17 protein-coding genes and 1 tRNA gene are annotated in these 19398 nt (G+C 70.7%); 2 read left to right on the top strand and 16 right to left on the bottom strand.

Annotated elements, in window-relative coordinates:
* Positions 1 to 35: 35 nt before the first annotated feature.
* A complete protein-coding gene (locus tag ACT3UL_RS16060; RefSeq protein ID WP_444579390.1) occupies positions 36 to 1151 on the bottom strand; it encodes a magnesium and cobalt transport protein CorA in 1116 nt (371 codons plus the stop codon).
* Between the two features lie 28 nt (positions 1152 to 1179).
* Positions 1180 to 2004: a lysophospholipase gene (locus ACT3UL_RS16065; RefSeq protein ID WP_444579392.1), complete on the bottom strand. Its 825-nt coding sequence runs from the start codon at positions 2002 to 2004 to the stop codon at positions 1180 to 1182.
* A gap of 174 nt (positions 2005 to 2178) precedes the next feature.
* Here ACT3UL_RS16065 and ACT3UL_RS16070 point away from each other — a divergent pair, with 174 nt between their 5' ends.
* Positions 2179 to 3219, top strand: coding sequence for an LCP family protein (locus ACT3UL_RS16070; protein WP_444579394.1), 1041 nt, complete (start codon positions 2179 to 2181; stop codon positions 3217 to 3219).
* A 108-nt stretch (positions 3220 to 3327) separates the two neighbouring features.
* On the opposite strand, the gene ACT3UL_RS16075 is transcribed toward ACT3UL_RS16070, so the two are convergent.
* From ACT3UL_RS16075 to rpsF, 8 genes are all read right to left on the bottom strand, one after another.
* Positions 3328 to 3411, bottom strand: a tRNA-Leu gene (locus ACT3UL_RS16075).
* 118 nt (positions 3412 to 3529) lie between these two features.
* A complete protein-coding gene (locus ACT3UL_RS16080) occupies positions 3530 to 4888 on the bottom strand; it encodes an amino acid permease (protein WP_444579453.1) in 1359 nt (452 codons plus the stop codon).
* A 151-nt stretch (positions 4889 to 5039) separates the two neighbouring features.
* Positions 5040 to 5324 (bottom strand): ribosomal protein L7/L12, encoded by a 285-nt coding sequence (locus ACT3UL_RS16085; RefSeq protein WP_444579396.1) that lies wholly within the window; start codon positions 5322 to 5324, stop codon positions 5040 to 5042.
* A 109-nt stretch (positions 5325 to 5433) separates the two neighbouring features.
* A complete protein-coding gene (locus ACT3UL_RS16090) occupies positions 5434 to 6099 on the bottom strand; it encodes a hypothetical protein (protein ID WP_444579397.1) in 666 nt (221 codons plus the stop codon).
* Between the two features lie 273 nt (positions 6100 to 6372).
* Positions 6373 to 6843, bottom strand: coding sequence for a 50S ribosomal protein L9 (gene rplI, locus ACT3UL_RS16095; RefSeq protein WP_444579399.1), 471 nt, complete (start codon positions 6841 to 6843; stop codon positions 6373 to 6375).
* Between the two features lie 16 nt (positions 6844 to 6859).
* Positions 6860 to 7096 carry a 30S ribosomal protein S18 gene (rpsR, locus tag ACT3UL_RS16100; protein WP_193117716.1) on the bottom strand — a complete coding sequence of 79 codons (237 nt, stop codon included), beginning with the start codon at positions 7094 to 7096 and terminating at the stop codon, positions 6860 to 6862.
* A gap of 116 nt (positions 7097 to 7212) precedes the next feature.
* A complete protein-coding gene (locus ACT3UL_RS16105) occupies positions 7213 to 7779 on the bottom strand; it encodes a single-stranded DNA-binding protein (RefSeq protein WP_444579401.1) in 567 nt (188 codons plus the stop codon).
* A gap of 56 nt (positions 7780 to 7835) precedes the next feature.
* The gene (gene rpsF / locus ACT3UL_RS16110) at positions 7836 to 8126 is read right to left on the bottom strand and encodes a 30S ribosomal protein S6 (RefSeq protein WP_193117714.1); all 291 of its coding nucleotides are present in this window, start codon (positions 8124 to 8126) and stop codon (positions 7836 to 7838) included.
* Positions 8127 to 8372: 246 nt separating this feature from the next.
* Here rpsF and ACT3UL_RS16115 point away from each other — a divergent pair, with 246 nt between their 5' ends.
* On the top strand, positions 8373 to 10499 hold the full coding sequence (locus tag ACT3UL_RS16115) for a S9 family peptidase (RefSeq protein WP_444579403.1): 2127 nt from the start codon (positions 8373 to 8375) through the stop codon (positions 10497 to 10499).
* Between the two features lie 272 nt (positions 10500 to 10771).
* Here ACT3UL_RS16115 and ACT3UL_RS16120 read toward each other — a convergent pair whose 3' ends face one another.
* From ACT3UL_RS16120 to ACT3UL_RS16145, 6 genes are all read right to left on the bottom strand, one after another.
* Positions 10772 to 11638 carry an ABC transporter ATP-binding protein gene (locus tag ACT3UL_RS16120; RefSeq protein ID WP_444579405.1) on the bottom strand — a complete coding sequence of 289 codons (867 nt, stop codon included), beginning with the start codon at positions 11636 to 11638 and terminating at the stop codon, positions 10772 to 10774.
* Positions 11635 to 12618, bottom strand: coding sequence for a FecCD family ABC transporter permease (locus tag ACT3UL_RS16125; RefSeq protein WP_444579407.1), 984 nt, complete (start codon positions 12616 to 12618; stop codon positions 11635 to 11637). The genes ACT3UL_RS16120 and ACT3UL_RS16125 overlap by 4 nt, the downstream gene beginning before the upstream one ends.
* Positions 12618 to 13712 carry a FecCD family ABC transporter permease gene (locus ACT3UL_RS16130; protein ID WP_444579409.1) on the bottom strand — a complete coding sequence of 365 codons (1095 nt, stop codon included), beginning with the start codon at positions 13710 to 13712 and terminating at the stop codon, positions 12618 to 12620. Before ACT3UL_RS16130 ends, ACT3UL_RS16125 begins: the two co-directional genes overlap by 1 nt.
* A gap of 1 nt (position 13713) precedes the next feature.
* A complete protein-coding gene (locus ACT3UL_RS16135) occupies positions 13714 to 14781 on the bottom strand; it encodes an iron-siderophore ABC transporter substrate-binding protein (RefSeq protein ID WP_444579410.1) in 1068 nt (355 codons plus the stop codon).
* Between the two features lie 212 nt (positions 14782 to 14993).
* Positions 14994 to 17675, bottom strand: coding sequence for a transglycosylase domain-containing protein (locus tag ACT3UL_RS16140; RefSeq protein WP_444579411.1), 2682 nt, complete (start codon positions 17673 to 17675; stop codon positions 14994 to 14996).
* Positions 17676 to 17857: 182 nt separating this feature from the next.
* Positions 17858 to 19273 (bottom strand): CCA tRNA nucleotidyltransferase, encoded by a 1416-nt coding sequence (locus ACT3UL_RS16145; RefSeq protein WP_444579454.1) that lies wholly within the window; start codon positions 19271 to 19273, stop codon positions 17858 to 17860.
* Between the last annotated feature and the right edge of the window lie 125 nt (positions 19274 to 19398).

Consider the following 19398-nt stretch of genomic DNA (forward strand, 5'->3'; position numbering starts at 1 on the left):
CGGCTGGGTGGGGGGCCTAACCAGCGCCCCCCGACTCACATCCACTTGCTGCGCTTGAAGATCACGTAGAGCAGCACCCCGAGGGCGACCATCATCCCGATGGCCATGGGGTAGCCGAGCGCCCAGTGCAGCTCGGGCATGTCGTCGAAGTTCATGCCGTAGATGGCGCCGATGAGCGTGGGGGCGAAGAGGATGGCCGCCCAGCCGGAGATCTTCTTCATGTCCTCGTTCTGGCGCTGCGCGACCAGGGTCCCGTTGACGTCGAGGATCTGGGAGAGGGCCTCGCGCAGATCCCGTACGCGCGAGGCCGCCCGGGCCAGGTGGTCGTCGACGTCGTCGAGGTAGGCCTGCAGCTCGCCGGGGATCTCGTACTTCCCGAAGCCGGCCTGCAGGTCCTCGACCACGTCGCGCAGCGAGGTGATCACCTGCTGCATGTCGATGACCTCCTGGCTGAGCCGGTAGATCCGCTCGGCGACCGCGGCATCCCCGCTGAACACCTGCCGTTCGATCTGCTCCTGGTCGATTCGGAGTCCCTTCAGCACGGGGTCGTAGCCGTCGACGATCGTGTCGAGCACGCGGTAGAGCACGGCCTCGGGTCCGAGCTCGAGGAGGTTGACGTCCTCGAGCACCGAGCGCTCCCGGCGGGTCGAGGTCAGCGGGTGCTCCTCGTCGAGCTGCGGGCCGGGGGTGCCGTCGATCCAGCTCCCGTCCTGGCAGAGCACGGCCACCGCGCCGGGTCGCAGCAGCAGGTGGAACTCCGCGAAGACGACCTCCTCCTGCTCGTCGACGTAGCGGGCCGAGCGCACCACGAGGAACAGCACGTCGCCGTACCGCTCGAGCTTCGGGCGCTGGTGGGCGTTGAGCAGGTCCTCGAGCAGCAGTGGGTGCAGGTCCCAGGCCTCGCCGAGTTCCAGGATCTGCTCGCGGTCGGGCCGCAGGTAGAAGAACATCACCATCCGGTCCGGGGCCGCACGGGAGAACTCCAGCGCGTCGTCCATCGAGTGGCCGTCGGGTTGGCGCGCGGGGGCACCGTCCGTGACGTACCGGACCATCGGCGCTGCACCGGCGCCGGATCGGGTGGCTCCGTGCGCCTGCCCCCGGGCGCGTTCAGAGCGCCGGTTCCCGGACAGGCTGTGTCGTCGCATGCTCATCGATGTGTCTCCTTCCCTGCTGCTCGGCTCACACGCCGAACACGCCCTCCGCGAAGCCGATCACGTCCGCGATCACCTCGTCGCGATTGGTCTCGTTGAAGATCTCGTGCTCGGCTCCCGGGTAGGTCTTCACGAAGGTCCGTGGGCCGCGCAGCGACTGCAGCCCCTCCCAGCTGGCGGGGAGCGGCACCAGACGGTCCGCCTCGCCGTGCAGGTAGAGCATCGGATGCTCGCCCACGTCGCCGGCCTCCTCGATCGTGCGCATCGCCTGCTGGAGGCCCTCGAGCGTGGGGCGGGCGAAGTCGCCGTGCCACACCAACGGGTCCGCGGCGTAGGCCTCGCCGACGCCAGGATCGCGGGAGAGGGTGCCGGGGTCGATCGGGGTCGACGGGATCTCGTCGAGCGCGAGCAGCTCGTCCACGGTGGCCCAGGAGCCCAGCACCGGACCCGAGAGCACGGTCGCCGCCAGGGCGTCCGCGTGGACCTGGGTGTAGCGGGCGGCGATCAGCCCGCCCATGGAGTGCCCGATCAGCACGATCGGCAACCCCTCGTGCTGGGAGGCGGCGTGCTGGACCACGAGGTGGAGATCCTCGACGACCGGCTCGAAGTCGCTGATCAGCACGCGCTGGCCGTCGCTGCGGCCGTGGCCGAGATGATCCGCGGCGTAGACCGCGGCGCCGGCGTCGTTCAACCGGGCGGCGACCCACTCGTAGCGGCCCACGTGCTCGCCGTAGCCGTGGGAGAGCACGGCGATCCACCGCGCATCGGGACGGGTCCACGCGCGCCCGGCGAGGGTGCCGCCGTGGCCGGCGAGGGAGAACTCGGTGGAGGTGGGGCGGGCGTCAGAACTCATGGGGCCATGATGCCCCGTCATCCCGCGATGCTCGGTACCAGCGAGACGGGAGAGGCGGAGGATCGGGTGAGGGTGCTCATAGAGACGTGATGCCGTCGGGGTCGCACGGGCACACTGTTCCGTTCCGACCGTCCCGTAGGGTCGGGACTGCCTGACCTCGACCCCGAGAGGCATATGAACGACACCACTGGACCGCGCCCCGCCCCGCACGACCACCCCGGCCAGCCTCGTCGGCCCCGTCGGCCCCGCCGCCGGACGGCGCTGCTCGCCCTGCTCGTGATCGCCTGCCTCGTCGCCGTCGGCGGCGTCCTCACCGGGCGGTATCTGGGGTCGCTCGAGGAGGCCTATGAGAAGCGCAGCGTGGTCAGCCTCGACCGCGGGGCCTCCGACGGCGAGCGCCCGCAGGGCGAGGACGACGGCGGGCAGAACATCCTGCTGCTGGGATCGGATCAGCGTGCACCCCAGGACGCCGCCGACCAGGGGGTGACAGGCCAGCGCTCCGACACGATGATGCTCGTGCACGTCCCCCAGGACGGCTCTGCCGCCTACATCGTCTCCTTCCCGCGCGACCTCCAGGTGGACATCCCCGGGCACGGCGAGGACCGCCTCAACGCCGCCCTCGCCTATGGCGGCGTGCCCCTCGCCGTGAGCACGGTCGAGGACTACACGCAGGCCCCGATCGACCATGTCGCCCTCATCGACTTCGAGGGCATCCAGGGCCTCGTCGACACCCTCGGCGGCGTGGACGTGCAGGTGCCCGAATCCTTCGAGCGCGACGGGATGCAGTTCACCGAGGGCTCGCAGCATCTCGACGGCCAGGAGGCGCTCACCTTCGCCCGTGAACGCAAGCACCTCGACGGAGGCGACTTCGCGCGCAACGAGAACCAGCAGCAGCTGCTCAAAGCCATCACGTCCGAGCTGATCAGCGGGAACACCCTGTCCAGCCCCGGAAAGATGCGCGACACGATCGCGGCGCTCTCCCCGTACCTCACGACGGACGAGGGCCTGGACTTGACGGAGATCGTCCGGCTGGGCCTGGACAACCGGAACCTGCGCAGCTCCGATCTGCAGTTCCTGGCCGCACCGCACGGAGACCCGTACACCACCTCCGGCGGCGCGAGCGTGGTGGCGTCCGACGAGGACGGGATGGACTCGCTGCGCACCGCCCTCGCGGAGGACTCGATGGACGACTACGCCGCCGAGCACGCCGACTGAGCCGGCTGCGGGCTGCGGGCTGGGGGTTCAGGGGGAACCGAGCGCGCGAGGGTCCATCAGGAGATGAAAAACCCCGGTTCACCTGAGTGAACCGGGGAATTCCCGCGGTGCGCAAGGGGGGACTTGAACCCCCACGCCGTTTCCGGCACACGGACCTGAACCGTGCGCGTCTACCAATTCCGCCACTTGCGCGTTTCTCCGGCACCGGGTCTCAAGGCGCCGAGACCGAAGATTCCCCTAGGTTACCCCTGCATCACTGTCAGCAGAAGCTGAGGGCCGGCACAGTAACGAACGCCACTTCCCCGACGGATCAGCGCATGCTCTCGGCTTCCTCGAAGGCGTCCTCGATGTCCGCGGGATCGATGCGACGGCGGGCCACCGCGACGTAGAGGATGATCGCGACCAGCACGGCGGGCACGCCCACCATCGCCGCGATCTGCATGCTGGGGCGAACGGTCACGGTGGCGAGCACGGCGACCAGGCCGATCAGTCCCAGCACGGCCGAGAGCATCCCTCCCGGCATGCGGAAGGTGGCTCCCTCGACCTTGAGGCTGCGGAAGCGGAGGTAGGTGACGAGGATGAGCGCCCACACCAGGATCACGGCGAACACCACGAGGCTCATCATGTAGCCGAACACGCCGCCCACCTCGCTGAAGGCGAGCACGCCGGCCCCGAGGATGCCCAGCGAGCTGCAGGCGATGCCCACGATCGGCACCTTGCGCCGGGTGGTGATCGCGGCGATCCGCGGGGCGAGGCCGTCGGACGCCAGGGAGTGCAGCATGCGGCTGCCCGCGTAGAGGTTCGCATTCGCGGCCGACAGCGCCGCGATGAGCACCAGCAGGTTGGTGACGTGGGCGGCGCCGGGGATGCCGATCCGGTCGAAGACCATGACGAACGGGGAGGTGGCGACGTCCTCGCCGGTGCCGGCAGCCTGCTTCCAGGGCACCAGGCACACCACGATGCCGATGCACAGCACGTAGAAGAACGCCAGGCGCACCACCGTGGTGCGGGCGGCGGTGCGGATGGACCTCGCGGGATCCTTCGCCTCGGCGGCGGTGATGGACAGCAGCTCGATGCCGCCGAAGGAGAACATGACCACCGACAGGGCCACCCACACGGAGCTCCAGCCCATGGGGGCGAAGCCGCCCTCGGCGGTGAGCTCGACGAATCCGGCGGCAGGCTGTCCCGGCATCCCGAAGAGCACCAGGATCGCGCCGATCAGGATGAACACGACCACGGCGATCACCTTGATCGAGGACAGGAAGAACTCGACCACGCCGAAGGAGCCCACCGAGGTCATGTTGATCGCGATGATGACGGCGGCGAACAGCAGGATCCCTGCCCAGATCGGGATCGCCGGCACCCAGTACGCGAGATAGGCGGCGCAGGCCACCAGCTCGGCGCCGGTCACGCACACGGTGACGATCCAGTACAGCCAGCGCGTGAGGTACCCCCAGAACGGGGACAGGTAGCGGGCGGCGAGGGTGCCGAAGCCACCGCGCACGGGGTGCCGCGACGCCATCTCGCCCATCGCCAGCGCCACGCTCGCGGCGATCAGTGAGCCGAGCGCGAAGGAGATGATCACGGCGGGGCCGGCGATGCCGATCGCCTCGCCCGAGCCGAGGAACAGTCCGGTGCCCAGCGCCGAGCCCATGGCGATCATCGCCATCTGCCCGTGGCCGAGGGAACGGGCCAGATGCCCGTCGGACCCGCGCTCGACGGCGGGTGCAGGGTTCGTGGAAGGAGTGGTCACCGCACGAGGGTAGCCCGACGGGCCCTCCGGGTCAGACTCCGCGTCCGGTTCCCCGTCAGACTCCGCGTCAGACTCCGCGTTCCCGGTAGCGGTCGACGGCGTCCTTGGCGTCCTTCAGCCCGGCACCGGTGAGTTCGCGGTACACCTTGATGGCCTCGATGTGCCGGCCCTCGTCGGCCAGGGCGCGGCAGCGCTCGGGGATCTGCGCACCGGCCTGGCCACGCAGTTCCTGGAGCTCCTCCTCGCCCACGCCCGCGCGGGTGGCGAGGGCGTCCACAAGGCTCTCCAGCCTGCGCACGTGGGCCTGGAGGTTCTCGATCTGCTTCTGATGCTGAGCGGTGCGTCCGAACATGGCTCGACCCTAGTGGAAGACCGGCACCGCGAGAGCATGGGCCTTCGGCCGGCCCGACGGTCGGACCGACGGTCGGGCCCGGGCCGACGGGTGGGGCCCGGGCCGCTGGTCAGGCGTGGCGCAGCAGGCCCACCGTGATCTGGTCCTCACTCGTGGACACCGCCGGATACAGCGTGATCTGCGCAGAGGAGTCCTCGCCCCCTTCGCCTGCGACGGTGCAGGTGACGGCGGCCCCGTCCTCGGTCCGGCACCCCTGGACGCTCTGCGTGAGGCCCATGTCCGCAACGGCCATCTCGGCGCGGAGGCGGAGGGTCTCCGGGTCGAGACGTGCAGGGTCGGCGGTGAACAGTCGATCCTCCGCGGCGTAGTGGACGCTGACGTCGGGGTCTGTCACCTCGGTCGTGAGCTCGTCCGACAGCTGGGCAGCGGCGAGGAGGACGGCGAGGTCGGTGCCGTCCTCGCCGCTGCGGACGAGGTAGGCGAACAGGACGGAGTCCGTATCGCTGCCCGTGCAGGTGGTCACGGGGGCGGTCAGGGTGAGGTCGGCCTCGCACGTGATGGTGTCGATGCTCGTCATCTCGGCTCCGGCCGCCAGCCTCTCGGGGAGGTCCGGGAGGTCGTCCGGTTCGTCCACCGGTGCCAGGGCGAGCGGTGGGAACGCTCGGGAACCGGCCACGTCGTGCACCGCCGGTGTTCCCGCTGCGTCATCCGGCGATGTGGTGCATCCGCCGAGGGCGGAGGCCAGCACAGCGGCAACCAGGGGCACGTTCCCCACAGCACGGATCCGTCGACTCCTCAGGGCATCACCCGTCCGTCGTCCGCGCCCGCGCGCCGGAAGGGCAACGATCTGCCTCTGCGTTCTCCCGGCCATGGGCCGATGCTATACGAGCTGTTCATCGCCGAGGATCGCCCGAGGAGGATCCGGGGGCGCACGGCGGGGGCGCAGAACGAGGACGACCCCCTTCACGCCTCCCGTGAGGGGAGGGGTGACGGGGGTCGGTCTCGTCGAGCATGTCCGATCAGGCGTACCCGATCAGGCTCTGCGGCATCAGGCCTTGACGGCGCCCTTGGCGGCGACGACCTGGACGAAGAGGTTCGCGAAGATCTCCTCGTGCAGACGCACGGTCGCCTTGTGCTCGCCCAGCGCCTTGATCGGCGTGGGGAACTCGACGGTGCGACGATCGATGTCCTTGTCGAACACTGCCTTGACGCCCTCGGCGATCTCCTTGGAGGAGACGGCACCGAAGAGACGGCCGTTCTGGCCGGCGCGCTCGGCGATGACGACGGGCTTCGACTCGAGAGCCGCCTTGAGCGCCTTCGCGTCCTCGACGTTGGCGATCGCGCGCTTGCCACGGGCAGAGCGGATCTGGTCGAGCTGGCGCTGGCCGCCCTTGGTCCACGGGGTCGCGAGACCGCGCGGCATCAGGAAGTTCCGGGCGTAGCCGTCCTTGACGTCGACGACGTCACCGGCGGTTCCGAGGCCGGAGACCTCATGGGTGAGGATGAGCTTGGTGGTCATGTTTTCCCTTCCTCGCTCAGCGACCGGAGGTCGAGTACGGCAGGAGGGCGATCTCGCGGGCGTTCTTCACGGCCTTCGCGATCTTGCGCTGCTCCTGGACGGTGACTCCGGTGACCCGACGTGCGCGGATCTTTCCTCGGTCCGAGACGAACTTGCGCAGCAGCGCAGCGTCCTTGTAGTCGACGGTCTCGACTCCCGCGGCCTTCAACGGGTTCTGCTTCTTCTTCGGGGGACGAAGTGAGGGCTTGGCCATCGTGGTGCTCCTTCTTTCTGAGGGGAGCCCGGGCATGCACCCGGGATGGATTCATTCAGTGAACTGCAGTGATCGGTGCGAGGGGCCTCATCGGGATGAGGCACCCCCGGTCACGATCAGAAGGGCGGGTCGTCGTATCCGCCCTGGTTCCCTCCGCCGGCCCACGGGTCGGCGTTGGGGGCGCCCTGCGGCGCATTGCTGTAACCGCCCTGACCACCCGGGTTGCCCTGGCCGCCGAAGCCGCCCTGGCCACCACCCTGCGGGGCACCGCCCTGCGGAGCGCCGCCGAAACCGCCACGGCCCCCGCCGCCGCCCCCGCGCTGGACCTTGTTGGCCTTCGCGGTGGCGTACTTGAGGGACGGGCCGATCTCGTCGACGTCGAGCTCGATGCTCGTGCGGTTGTTGCCCTCACGGTCGGTGAAGGAACGCTGCTTGAGGCGACCCTGCGCGACGACGCGGGATCCCTTCTCCAGCGACTCGGCCACGTTCTCCGCGGCGTCGCGCCAGATGGAGCAGCGCAGGAACAGAGCCTCGCCGTCCTTCCACTCATTCGCCTGACGGTCGAAGGTGCGGGGGGTGGACGCGATGGTGAACGACGCGACCGCGATGCCGGACTGCGTGAAACGCAGCTCGGGATCCGCGGTGAGGTTGCCGATCACCGTGATGACGGTGTCATTCGCCATGGGTGCTCCTCTGCTCCGGGGTGCTGTGGTGTGGTGTGGGGGTCAGTGAGCGCAGGTCACTTGGCGTCGAGACGCATGACCTTGGTGCGCATGACGGACTCGTTGAGCCCGAGCTGACGATCCAGCTCCTGGGACGTCGAGGACTTCGCCGTGAACTGCATGACGATGTAGATGCCCTCGGTCTTCTTGTCGATCTCGTAGGCGAACTTGCGCTTGCCCCAGAGGTCGACGTTGTCGATGGTGCCGCCTTCGGTCGGGATGACCTGGACGAGCTTCTCGAAGTTTGCGCTGACAGTCCGCTCATCGACGGACGGGTCGAGGATCACGACCATTTCGTACTTACGCATGTTCTGGTACCCACCTCCTGTGGTCTCTACGGCCACGGTCTCTCCGTGGCAGGAGGGTTCATGCCGCCCGGTCCGAGCATCGGCGATGCACGTCACGGACCGGCCAAGACTACCTGCCGGTCCCGGTGAGGGCCAGGGAGTCTGTGGACGTGCGCCAGGCATCACAGCGAGCGGCCCGTCGGCCCCTCCTCGGGAGGCCCTGACGGAACCCCGCCCGGAGGCATCGGCGCTGGTAGGTTCGGCGAGGTGCAGCCCTACGACATCGAGCTGATGACCTCGCTCTCCCGTCCGTCGCTCGCCTCCGACGGCTCCTTCGCCATCTATGCCGCGTCCCGGCCCGACTGCCGGGCGAACCGGACCGTCGGCCAGCTGTGGAGGATCGATCTCGCCCCCGACCTGGCGGCGGCCGGAGCGACGGCGGCTGGTCCAGCGACGGCCGAACCGGTGGCACGCCGGCTCACCCGCGGGATCGACGACACCGCCCCGCAGCTGTCGCCCGACGGGACGACGATCGCATTCCTCCGCCCGGACTCCCGCGGCCGCCCCCAGGTGCATCTGGTCGACGCCCGGGGCGGGGAGCCGCTCCAGGTCACCGATCAGCTGCTCGGCACCGGTCCGGCGGCCTGGACCCCGGACGGCTCCCGCCTGGTGTTCACGGCGCGTGTCGCCGAGCCCGGGCGATATGGAACGGTCGACGGGCTGGAGCCCGGCGCGGAATCGCCGCGTCGCATCACGGGGTTGCGCTGGCATGCCAACGGCGTCGGCTTCTCGACGGATCGACTCACCCAGGTGTTCGTGGTGGAGGCGTCCTCGGTGGGCGACCAGCCCTTGTACGCCGCGGCGCCGCATCCTGGTGGCCCGCTCGCGACCACCCCTTCGATCCCGGCCCAGGTCACGCAGCTGACCAGCGCGTTCGCTGAGCACACGGCGATCGCTCCGACGGCCGACGGCACGGCGGTGCTCGCCGTGCGAGAGGCCTACGAGGGGCCGGGAGCGGCGCGTCGCGATCTTCGCACCGCGCTGGTCCGCCTGCCCGTCGGCGACCTGCCCGTCGGCGGTCTGCCCACTGACAGCGGCGAGGAGTCCGTGCTGCTCTCTCCGGAGGATGGCCTGCGGATCCAGGACCTGACCGTCCTGGCCGACGGCACGATCGCGATGCTCGCCTCGCAGCCCGGCGCCGGGCGGGACTCCGTCGCGCCCGACGTGGCGCTCTGGCTGCTGGGGGCCGACGGGCCCCGTCGGCTCACCGATCCGGAGTCCCTCGAGCTCACAGGACCGATCGTGACCCATGGCGAGTCGGTGCTGGTCGCCTCGCCGCATCGCGGCCGGGTACACCTGCTGCGCATCGACCGCGCGGGCGCCGTGAGCCGGGTGCTGGACGGCGATCTCGAGGTGCACGGCTGGGATGCCGCCGGCGATCTCGTCCTCGCTGCGGCCACCACGGCGGATTCCGCGGGTGTGCTGCTCGCGCGGACCGGGCACGGGGCACCGGACACCCTCGTGGACACCGGCGCGGACCTGCGCGACGCCGGCCTCGTCCGTCCCCGGGAGCTGGAGCTCGAGGGACGCTCCGGATATCCGGTCCACGGCTGGTCCGCGGTCCCCGAGGGCCCGGGGCCGTTCCCGACCCTGCTCCTGATCCACGGCGGGCCGCACGCGTTCTACGGCGTGGGGGTCTTCGACGAGGTCCAGACCCTGGTCGCTGCGGGATATGCCGTGGTCTACGGCAATCCGCGGGGCTCGGCGGGCTACGGTCGCGCCCATGGACGCGCCGTGCGCGGCGGCTTCGGGACCGTGGACGCCGAGGACGTGATCGACCTGCTCGAGGGGGCCCTCGCGGCCGACGAGCGCCTCGATGCGCAGCGGCTGGGCATCCTGGGCGGCTCCTACGGCGGGTACCTCACCGCCTGGATCATCGCCCACGACCATCGGTTCCGCGGCGCGATCGTGGAGCGCGGCTTCCTGGATCCGCTGAGCTTCCAGGGCACCAGCGACATCGGCAGCTACTTCGGCGACGAGTACCTCGGCACGGACCCCGAGGCCATCGCCCGGCAGAGCGCCTTCGGGCACGCCGGCTCGGTGCGAACCCCCACCCTGGTGATCCACTCCGAGGAGGATCACCGCTGCCCGCTCGAGCAGGGCACGCGGTACTACACGGCCCTCCGGCGCGCCGGAGTGGAGGCCGAGATGCTGATCTTCCCGGGCGAGGACCACGAGCTGACCCGATCGGGCCGGCCCCGGCACCGGGTGGAGCGGTTCGACGCGGTGCTGGAGTGGTGGGAGCGCGTGTTCGGCTCCGCCGAGTTCAGTTCCGCGACGGAGGAGGGCCCCCGAGGCGGCGACCCTACGACGAGCGGCCCATCGCCTTCCTGACCCGCGCGTACCAGCCGCCGGTGCTGCGGCCGCCGGCGACCCCGCCGCCGGCGACGACACCCGCGGTACGCCCCTGCAGCCGGGCTCCGCACCGGCCGCACAGGTACCTGCCGGTGACCGAGGTGTAGACCTTGCCGCGGATCTTGCCGCCGCACTGTTCGCATCGAGTAGGCATACCGGATGATGGCACGTCCGGCCTCACCCCTGTCCACCAGGCACCACGACCGCGGTACCTGACATCAATGTCAGATCATCGCGTCCTCACATCCATGTCACGTATGGATCACCTGGTCAGCGGCCCGTCGGACCGGGATCACCATCGGCGTCCCGCTCTGCGGGTCCACGGCGATCTCGGCCTGCAGGTCGAACACCGCGGCCACCAGCTCCGCGTGCAGCACCTCCGAGGGCGCTCCCTCCGCCACGATCCGACCCTCGTCCATGACCACCAGATGGTCCGCATAACGCGCCGCCTGGTTGAGGTCGTGGAGCACGGCGACGACGGTGCGTCCGTGATCGCGCATGTCCTGGCACAGGTGCAGCACCTCGATCTGATGGGCGATGTCGAGGAACGACGTGGGCTCGTCCAGCAGCGCGTACTCGGTGTCCTGGGCGAGGATCATCGCGATCCAGACCCGTTGGCGCTGTCCGCCCGACAGGCTGGCCACGGAGCGGTCGGCGATCTGCTCGACGGCCGTCGCGCGGAGCGCTTCCGCGACGACCTCGTCGTCCCCGGGCAGCCACTGGCGCCACGGCGAGTGGTACGGATGGCGTCCGCGGGCGACCAGCGCCGCCACGGTGATCCCCTCCGGCACGACGGGGTCCTGCGGCAGCAGGGCGATCCGTCGCGCGATGGCCTTGGACCGCCACTGCGTCAGGGGCCGGCCGTCGAGCAGTGCGGCGCCGGCACGGGGCCGCAGGGTGCGGGCCAGCGCCTTCAGCATCGTCGACTTGCCGCAGCCGTTGGGCCCGATCACGGCCGTGAACGCCCCTCGGCGCACCTCGAGGTCGAAGCCCTCGAGCACGGGCCGCTCCGCATAGGCGACGGTCGCCCCGGCGAGGCGCAGGGATGAGTGCCCGGTGGGGTCGGTGGGACCCGTGGCGTCAGTGGGCTCGGTGGTCTCGGTGGGTGGTGCGCTCATGCGTCGGCCCTCTTCCATTCGGTGACGAGCAGGTACCCCAGGTACAGGCCGCCCACGCCGGCGGTGATGACGCCGACCGGGAGGTCCTCGAACGGGGCGACGTGCTGGACGGTGAAGTCGGCGAGGACCATGATCAAGGCCCCCACCAGCGCGGACAGGGGAAGGTGCGGGCCCGGTGTCCCGCTCATCCGGCGGGCGATGTGCGGAGCGGCCAGGGCCACGAAGGCGATCGGGCCGGCCACGGAGACGGCGGCGGCGGCCAGCAGCACGGACAGCAGGATCGCCGCGGTCCGGGTGCGCGCCGCGTTGCCCCCGAGGGCGTCCGCCAGCTGATCGCCCAGGTCCATCATCCGCAGGTCGTGGGAGAGGAGGGCGATCAGGGGGATCAGCACGGCGAGGGCGACGGCGATCAGTGCGGCCTGTCCGAGGCTGCGGGAGTTCAGGGTGCCCACGAGATAGCCGGCGAGCTGGCTGGAGGCGTCGCGCAGGGACACCGCGACCACGTACTGCGTGAGCGCCAGGGCCATCGCCGCGACGCCGATCCCGGTGATGATCACCCGCGCCGGGGAGGCGAAGCCGAGCCCGGTGGAGACGTGGACGAGGCCGATGGCGACCGCCGCCCCGAGCACGGCGCCGACGGGGGCGGGCACGACGCCGGGCGCGAGCAGCGTCACCAGGGCCACGCCCGCGCCTGCCCCGTTGCCGAGCCCGATCACGTCGGGGCTCCCGAGAGGATTCCGCGTGACGGTCTGGAACAGGGCGCCGGCCAGCCCGAACGCGAGCCCGGCGCCGATCCCGACGAGCAGGCGGGGCCCGCGCAGGCGCTCGAGGACGAACGTGACCTTCGTGCCGGCCCCGCCCTGGGCGGCGGTGACGAGATCGCGCGGCCCCACGCCGAGATCGCCCCAGGCGAGGGTCGCGAGGCCTCCGCCGAGGATCGCCGCCAGCAGGAGCAGACCGAGGGTCCAGGAGCGGCTCATCAGGTGGTCACCATGCCGCGGCGCACGGCCCACAGCAGGAACGGGGCACCGAGGAAGGCGGTGATCACGCCGACCATGAGCTCCTGGGGACGCACGATCACGCGAGCGATCACGTCGGATCCCAGCAGCAGGGCGGCGCCGAGCAGGAGCGAGGCGGGCAGCTGCCAGCGGTGGTCCGTGCCCACGAGGGCGCGCACGAGGTGCGGCACCGCGAGCCCGATGAAGGCGATCGGGCCGACGGCGGCGGTCGCGGCGGCCGCGAGCAGGGTCGCCGCGAGGATCGAGGCGGCGCGCAGCAGGCCCACCCGGGTGCCGAGCGCGGTGGCGACGTCGTCCCCGAGGGCCAGGGTGTTCAGGCCCGGCGCGACCAGGGCGGCGAGGAGAAGCCCGAGCAGCAGGGCGGGAGCCACCGCCGCGAGGGTGCCGTAGGAGGCTCCGGCCAGGGATCCGACCACCCAGTGCCGGTACGACTCGAAGACGTCCGGGCGGGTGAGGATCATGGCCTGGATGTAGGCGTGGAGCACCGCGGAGATCACCGCGCCGGCCAGGATCAGCGGCACCACCGAATGGGTGCCGGCGGGGCGCCCCAGCAGGTAGACCACCACGACCGCGAGGAGCGCACCGGGCAGCGCGACCCACACGGTCCCTGCGCCACCGGAGAAGCCGAGGAAGGCGGTGGCGGTGACCACCGCGGCCGAGGCTCCGGAGGTCACTCCCAGCAGGCCGGGCTCCCCGAGGGGGTTGCGGGTGACGCCCTGGATGAGCAGTCCCGACGCGGCGAGCGCCGCCCCGACCGCGGCGCCGAGCACGGTGCGCGCCCCGCGAGCTGCGACCACCTGCCGCAGGTGCTCCTCCCCAGGGCCGCGCAGCACCGACCACACGCCTCCCAGATCCGTCTCCCGCGACCCCAGGAAGAGGCTCGCCAGGCAGGCCACGACGAGGAGCCCGGCGGTCAGCACCAGCGCGGCCCAGCGCGGGAGCCGGCGCCCGTCGGCCCGACCGGGTGCACCGCCGGCAGCACCTCCGGACGCCCGGCCGGGCCCGGCCGACGCAGGGTCGGCCGGGTCGTGGCGGATCGTGGCGGTCCCGGTCATCTCAGGAGGCGGGGACCTGCGCGATGGCCTCGTCGATCATCGGGAGGTACCGCTCCAGCGCCCACGGGACGGTGAGCGGGGTGATGATCGAGGACCCCGTCACGAACGCCTGGTCCGTGGGGGCCACGATCGCGCCGTGCGAGATGGCCGGGATGGAGGCATAGAGATCCTGCCCCTCGATCTCGGCCCGGTTCGCCTCGTCGGAGTAGAACGTGAAGATCAGATCGGAGTCCTTCAGCTTGTCCGCGTTCTCCAACCCGATCATGGCGGAGTCCGTGCCGGGGACGTCCCACTCGCCGAGCTCCTGGTTGACGGGGTCCACGCTCAACCCCAGGGCACGGACCATCGCCACGCGCTGCTCGTCCTGGTAGAAGACGCCGAGCGTGCCGGGCCCCGAGTTGTAGATGAAGGAGAAGCTGACGTCGGCGTAGTCGGGCTGGGCGGCCTCGTCGAAGGTCGTCCGGATCTCCTCGATCAGACCGGCGGCCGCCTCGTCCTCGCCCAGGGCCCGGCCGATCGTGGTGATCTGCTCTTCCCAGGTGATCACCCAGGGCTGCTCCGCGTAGGCGACCGTGGGAGCGATGTCCGTGAGCACGTCGAACTGTTCCTGGGTGAGACCGGACCAGGGGGCCAGGATCACGTCGGGCTCGAGAGCGAGGACCGCCTCGACATCCAGCTCGGTGCCGCCCGTGAACTGCTCGGGCAGCTCGCCGCCCGCCTCCGAGACGGCGTCGTGGATCCACGGCAGGTAGCCGGTCTCGGGGTCGGCTCCCCAGGGGTACTCCTCGATGCCGACGGGGATGAGCCCGAGGGCGATCGCGGTCTCCGCGGAGCCCTGTCCGAGGGTCACGACGCGCTGCGGCTTCTCGGTGATCTCCGCCGTGCCCAGCGCGTGGTCGAGGGTCACCGGGGAGAAGTCGCCCGCGGATCCGATGTCGGCGCTGTCCGATCCGGCGCCGTCCGATCCGGGCCCGTCCTCCTCGGCGCTGCAGGCGGCGAGGACCATCGGCGCCGCGAGGGCTCCCACGATCCAGGTGCGTCGGGTCGGGCGGCTGAGAACGGGGCTCATGGCACTCCTGCGATGACGTCGAGACCGGCCGAGGATCTCCGCGGCCTACTTAGGTAAGCCTAGCCTCACGTAATTCATCAGCACAGGGGTCGCGGGGCTCGGATCGGTGATCCGGCTCACGCGTCCTGCAGGCCGTCAGGACATCCCGCCTCGGGCCCTTCCCACCATCAGGGCCTCGCATCCATACAGGCAGTTCGGGAGGCCCCGTCGGCTCAGGTCGCGTCGCCCTCCGCCGCCTCGTCCTTCTCCGGCTTGGCGGATGGCTTCTCCGACTTCTCGGGCTTGTCCGACTCCTTGGGATCGTCCGGCTCCTTGGACGGCTTGTCCGTCGAGCCGTCCGGCTTCTTGGGCGACTCGTCCTTCGACGTCTCGGAGTCCTCCTTGGACTTGTCCTTCTCCTCGTCCTTGGACTTGTCCTTCTCCTCGTCGGACGGCTTCTCGGAGGGCTCTTCCGACGGCTCCTCGGAGGGCTCCTCGGTCGTCGGCTCCTCTGTGGGCTCCTCTTCCGTCGGCTCCTCGCTCGGCTCCTCCTGCGTGGGCTCCGGAGCCTGTGTGGCCGGCGGGGCCTGCGTCGGCGGCGGAGCGTTGCGCTCGCGGGTCTCGTTGTCGAGTGTGACCTCGCCGGGGAATTCGAGCATCTCCTGACCCTCGAGCGAGTGCGACATGATGTCGCCCCAGATCGCGGTGGGGAAGGTGCCTCCGGTCATGTTCTGCTCGCCGCCGAAGGGCGTCAGCCGTTCCTCCGTGGTGCCGTCCTCGGACGGCTGGAACATGCCCACGGCCGTGACCAGCTGCGGGGTGAACCCCACGAACCAGGCCGAGCGGAAGCTCTCCGAGGTGCCCGTCTTGCCGGCCACCTGGCGGCCGTCCATGACGCCCTGCAGGTCCCGAGCGGAACCGGTGGTGGGGGGACCCTGGAGCGCGACCGTCGCATTGATGGCGACGTCCTCGTCGATCACCCGCTTCTCGTCGACCTGGTGCTCATAGCGCGAGGAGCCGTCGGGCCGGGTCACGTCCTGCACGATGTAGGAGTCCCGGTGCATGCCGCCCGCGGCGATGGTCGCGTAGACCTCGCCCATCTCGGTGACCGTCGGGGAGGCCGAGCCGAGCACGTTCGAGGCATCGGCCGAGAGCCCGGGGGTCTTCTCCGGCAGCCCCAGGGCGATCGCGGTGTCCATCGTGCGCTGGGGACCGACCTCGAGGTTCGCCTCGGCGTACGCCGTGTTGATCGAGCTGGCGGTGGCCTTCCTCAGGCTCACCCGGCCGTAGTCGGTGTCGCCGAAGTTGTTGACCGTCCAGCCCGGGAAGGACTTCGGCGAGTTGCCGTCCCACTGGGAGTCCAGCGGGTAGCCGTCCTCGAGCGCCGCGATCAGGGTGAAGGTCTTGAAGATCGAGCCGGCCTGCATGCGCGACTGGGTGGCGTCGTTGCGCGGCTGCGTCACGAAGTCCTCGCCGCCGTACATGCCCCGGATCGCCCCTGTGGAGGGATCGATCGTGACCGTGCCGACGCGGTTCTGCTCCGGCCGGTCCTCGGGGAGGTTCTTGACCGCCTCGGTGGTGTTGTTCTGGATCCCGGGATCGATCGTGGAGACGATCGTGAAACCGCCGGTGTTGATCTCGTCCTCGGTGAATCCCTCGGCGACGAGCTCGGTGCGCACCTGGTCCAGCAGGTAGCCCTTGTCCCCGGCCAGGGAGTTCTCGCTCTTGGGCTTGATGGTGTCGGGGAACTCGAGCGCCTCGGCGTCCTCCGAGGACATCTCCCCGACGTTGACCTCACGGGTGATCACGCGGTCCCACAGCTCGACGGCCTTCTTCTCGTTCACGGCAGGGTCGTAGGAGGAGGGGCCGGGGATCACGGCCACGAGCAGCGCGGCCTCCGCGTCCGTCATGTCCGCGGCGTCCTTGCCGAAGTAGGCCTGCGAGGCCTCCTGCACGCCGTAGGCGCCGCGGCCGAAGTAGATGGTGTTCAGGTAGCGCGACAGGATCTCGTCCTTGTCCAGCTCCTGGTCGATCTTCAGGGCCATGACCGCTTCCTTGGCCTTGCCCACGTAGGACGTCTCGCTGCCCGTGTAGTACCGCTCCACGTACTGCATGGTGATCGTGGAGCCGCCCTGGCGGGCGCCGCCCTGGAGGTTGTTGACCAGGGCGCGCACGACGCCGCGCGGCGAGACGCCGCGGTTCTCGTAGAAGGTGGAGTCCTCGCTCGCGACGACCGCATCCTTGACGTTCTGCGGGATCTCGTCGGCGTCGAGCTCGGTGCGGTTGATCTCGCTGAACGTCCCCATCTCGGTCTTGCCGTCGGCGTAGTAGACCCGGCTGGTCTGGGCGAGGGCGAAGTCGGAGGGCTCGGGGACGGTGGTGTCGTTGTAGAGCCAGACGGCGAAGCCGAGCCCGGCGAGGACCATGAGCGCCATCGCGCCGACGATCAGGCGCAGCGAGGGGAACCAGCGCCACGGGTTCTTCCGGCCCGCCCGCGGATAGTTCAGGAAGTTCGTCGCGGCGACCTTCTTCTTCCGCCCCTTGCCGGCTCCGGCCGCGGCAGCACCGGTCGTCGCCGCCGTGCCCGCGTGGCGGGCGTTGACCGAGGTGCGGCTCGCTCCTCCCGAGGAGGCCCCGCTGCCGTTCTTGGACGCGGCGGATTTCGGGCCGGTGGACTTCCCGGCCGTCGAGGCCGCGCCGGCAGCAGCCGTCGTGCGCTTCGCGGCCGACGAGCTCTCGGCGGAGTCCCCAGCGCGGCGACCGGTACGGCTGGTGCCCTTGGGCTCAGCCGGCTTCGGGGAGGACGAGGGCGCGCGGCGCACACCTGCTGCGCGGCGCGCACCACCGCCCGTCGGCTTCTTCGATCGGTTCGATCGGTCCGACGAGCCGCGGGACGAGCGTCGAGAATCGCTCATGACTGCTCCTGGTCCTTCGAGGGGACGAACGGGTCCACGCGCCGGACGGCGCACGGCTTCCCAGTATGAGCACGCCCCCCGGCCCGACGGAACGTCTCAGCGGGGAAACACACAGGGTGTGCACGACTCATGCGGCCTCACTCACATCCACGACCTGGGCGTAACGACCCGGCTGTCGGATCTCAGCCCTGGTCGCGGGCCTCCCACCAGGCCTTCAGCTCGTCGACGGCACGGTCCTCGCCGAGCGGGCCATGCTCCATGCGCAGCTCGAGCAGGTGCTTGTAGGCGTCGCCGACCTCACGGCCTGGCCCGATCGCGAGGATCTCCATGATGCGGTTCCCGTCGAGGTCGGGACGGATCCGCCCGATCTCCTCCTGCTCGGCCAGATGGTCGATGCGTGCCTCGAGCTCGTCATAGGCGCGCGCCAGCCCTCGTGCCTTGCGACGGTTGCGGGTGGTAACGTCCGCGCGGGTGAGCCGGTGCAGATGCGGCAGGAGATCTCCAGCGTCCGTGACATAGCGGCGCACGGCCGAATCGCTCCACGGCGCCTCGGCGTAGCCGTGGAAGCGCAGGTGCAGCTCGACCAGGCGCGCCACCTTCTTGGTGGTGTCCTTGTCGAAGGTCATCGCCTTCATCCGCTTCGCAGTCATCTTCGCGCCCACGGTCTCGTGGAAGCGGAAGGTGACCACACCGCCGGGCTCGTAGCGCCGCGTCGCCGGCTTGCCGATGTCGTGGAACAGCGCGGCCAGCCGCAGCACCAGGTCAGGAGCCTCGCACGGGCCTCCCGAGCCGGCGGGGCTCTCGAGGTCGATGGCCTGGTCCAGCACGGTGAGGGTGTGCTCGTAGACGTCCTTGTGGTGGTGGTGCTCGTCGATCTCCAGGCTCAGGGCCGGCAGCTCGGGCAGCACATGGGCGGCCAGACCCAGCTCCACGAGCAGCTCGAGACCACCGCGGGGGTGGGCGCCGAGCATGAGCTTCACGAGCTCCTCGCGCACGCGCTCGGCGGAGACGATGGTGATCCGCTCCGCGAGGGACTCGATCGCGTCGGCCGTGGAGTCCTCGATGCGGAACCCGAGCTGGGAGACGAAGCGCACCGCGCGCATCATGCGCAGCGGGTCGTCGGTGAAGGACTGCTCCGGGCCGACGGGGGTGCGCAGCACGGTCCGGGAGAGGTCGGCGAGCCCGTCGAAGGGGTCCACGAGCTCGAGGGAGGGGAGCCGCACCGCCATCGCGTTGACGGTGAAGTCGCGGCGGGAGAGGTCGCCCTCCAGGGTGTCGCCGTACGCGACCTGCGGCTTGCGGCTGGTGGGGTCGTAGGACTCGGTGCGATAGGTGGTGATCTCGACCTTCACGCCGTTGCGCACGCCGCCCAGGGTGCCGAAATCGCGGCCCATGTCCCAGATCGCGCCGTCACGGGTCCACGAGCGCAGGATGGCGTCGGTGTCGTCGGGGCGGGCATCGGTGGTGAAGTCGAGGTCGGAGCTCGACCGGCCGAGCACCGCATCGCGGACCGGGCCGCCCACCAGGGCGAGCTCGAAGCCGGCGGCCTCGAAGCGTCGGCCCAGCTCGTGGATCTCCTCCGGGAGCGCCCGGAACATGCGCTCGGACCGGGTCCGGGCGGTGGCGAGACGATCAGCGGCGGCGCCGGGCCCGTCAGCGGGATCGGCAGGGCCGATGGGGTCGGCGGGGCCGGGGGGGTCGGCGGGGACGGCGGGATCGATCA

This window comes from Brachybacterium sp. 107, from assembly GCF_052379725.1.
Taxonomy (GTDB): Bacteria; Actinomycetota; Actinomycetes; order Actinomycetales; family Dermabacteraceae; genus Brachybacterium.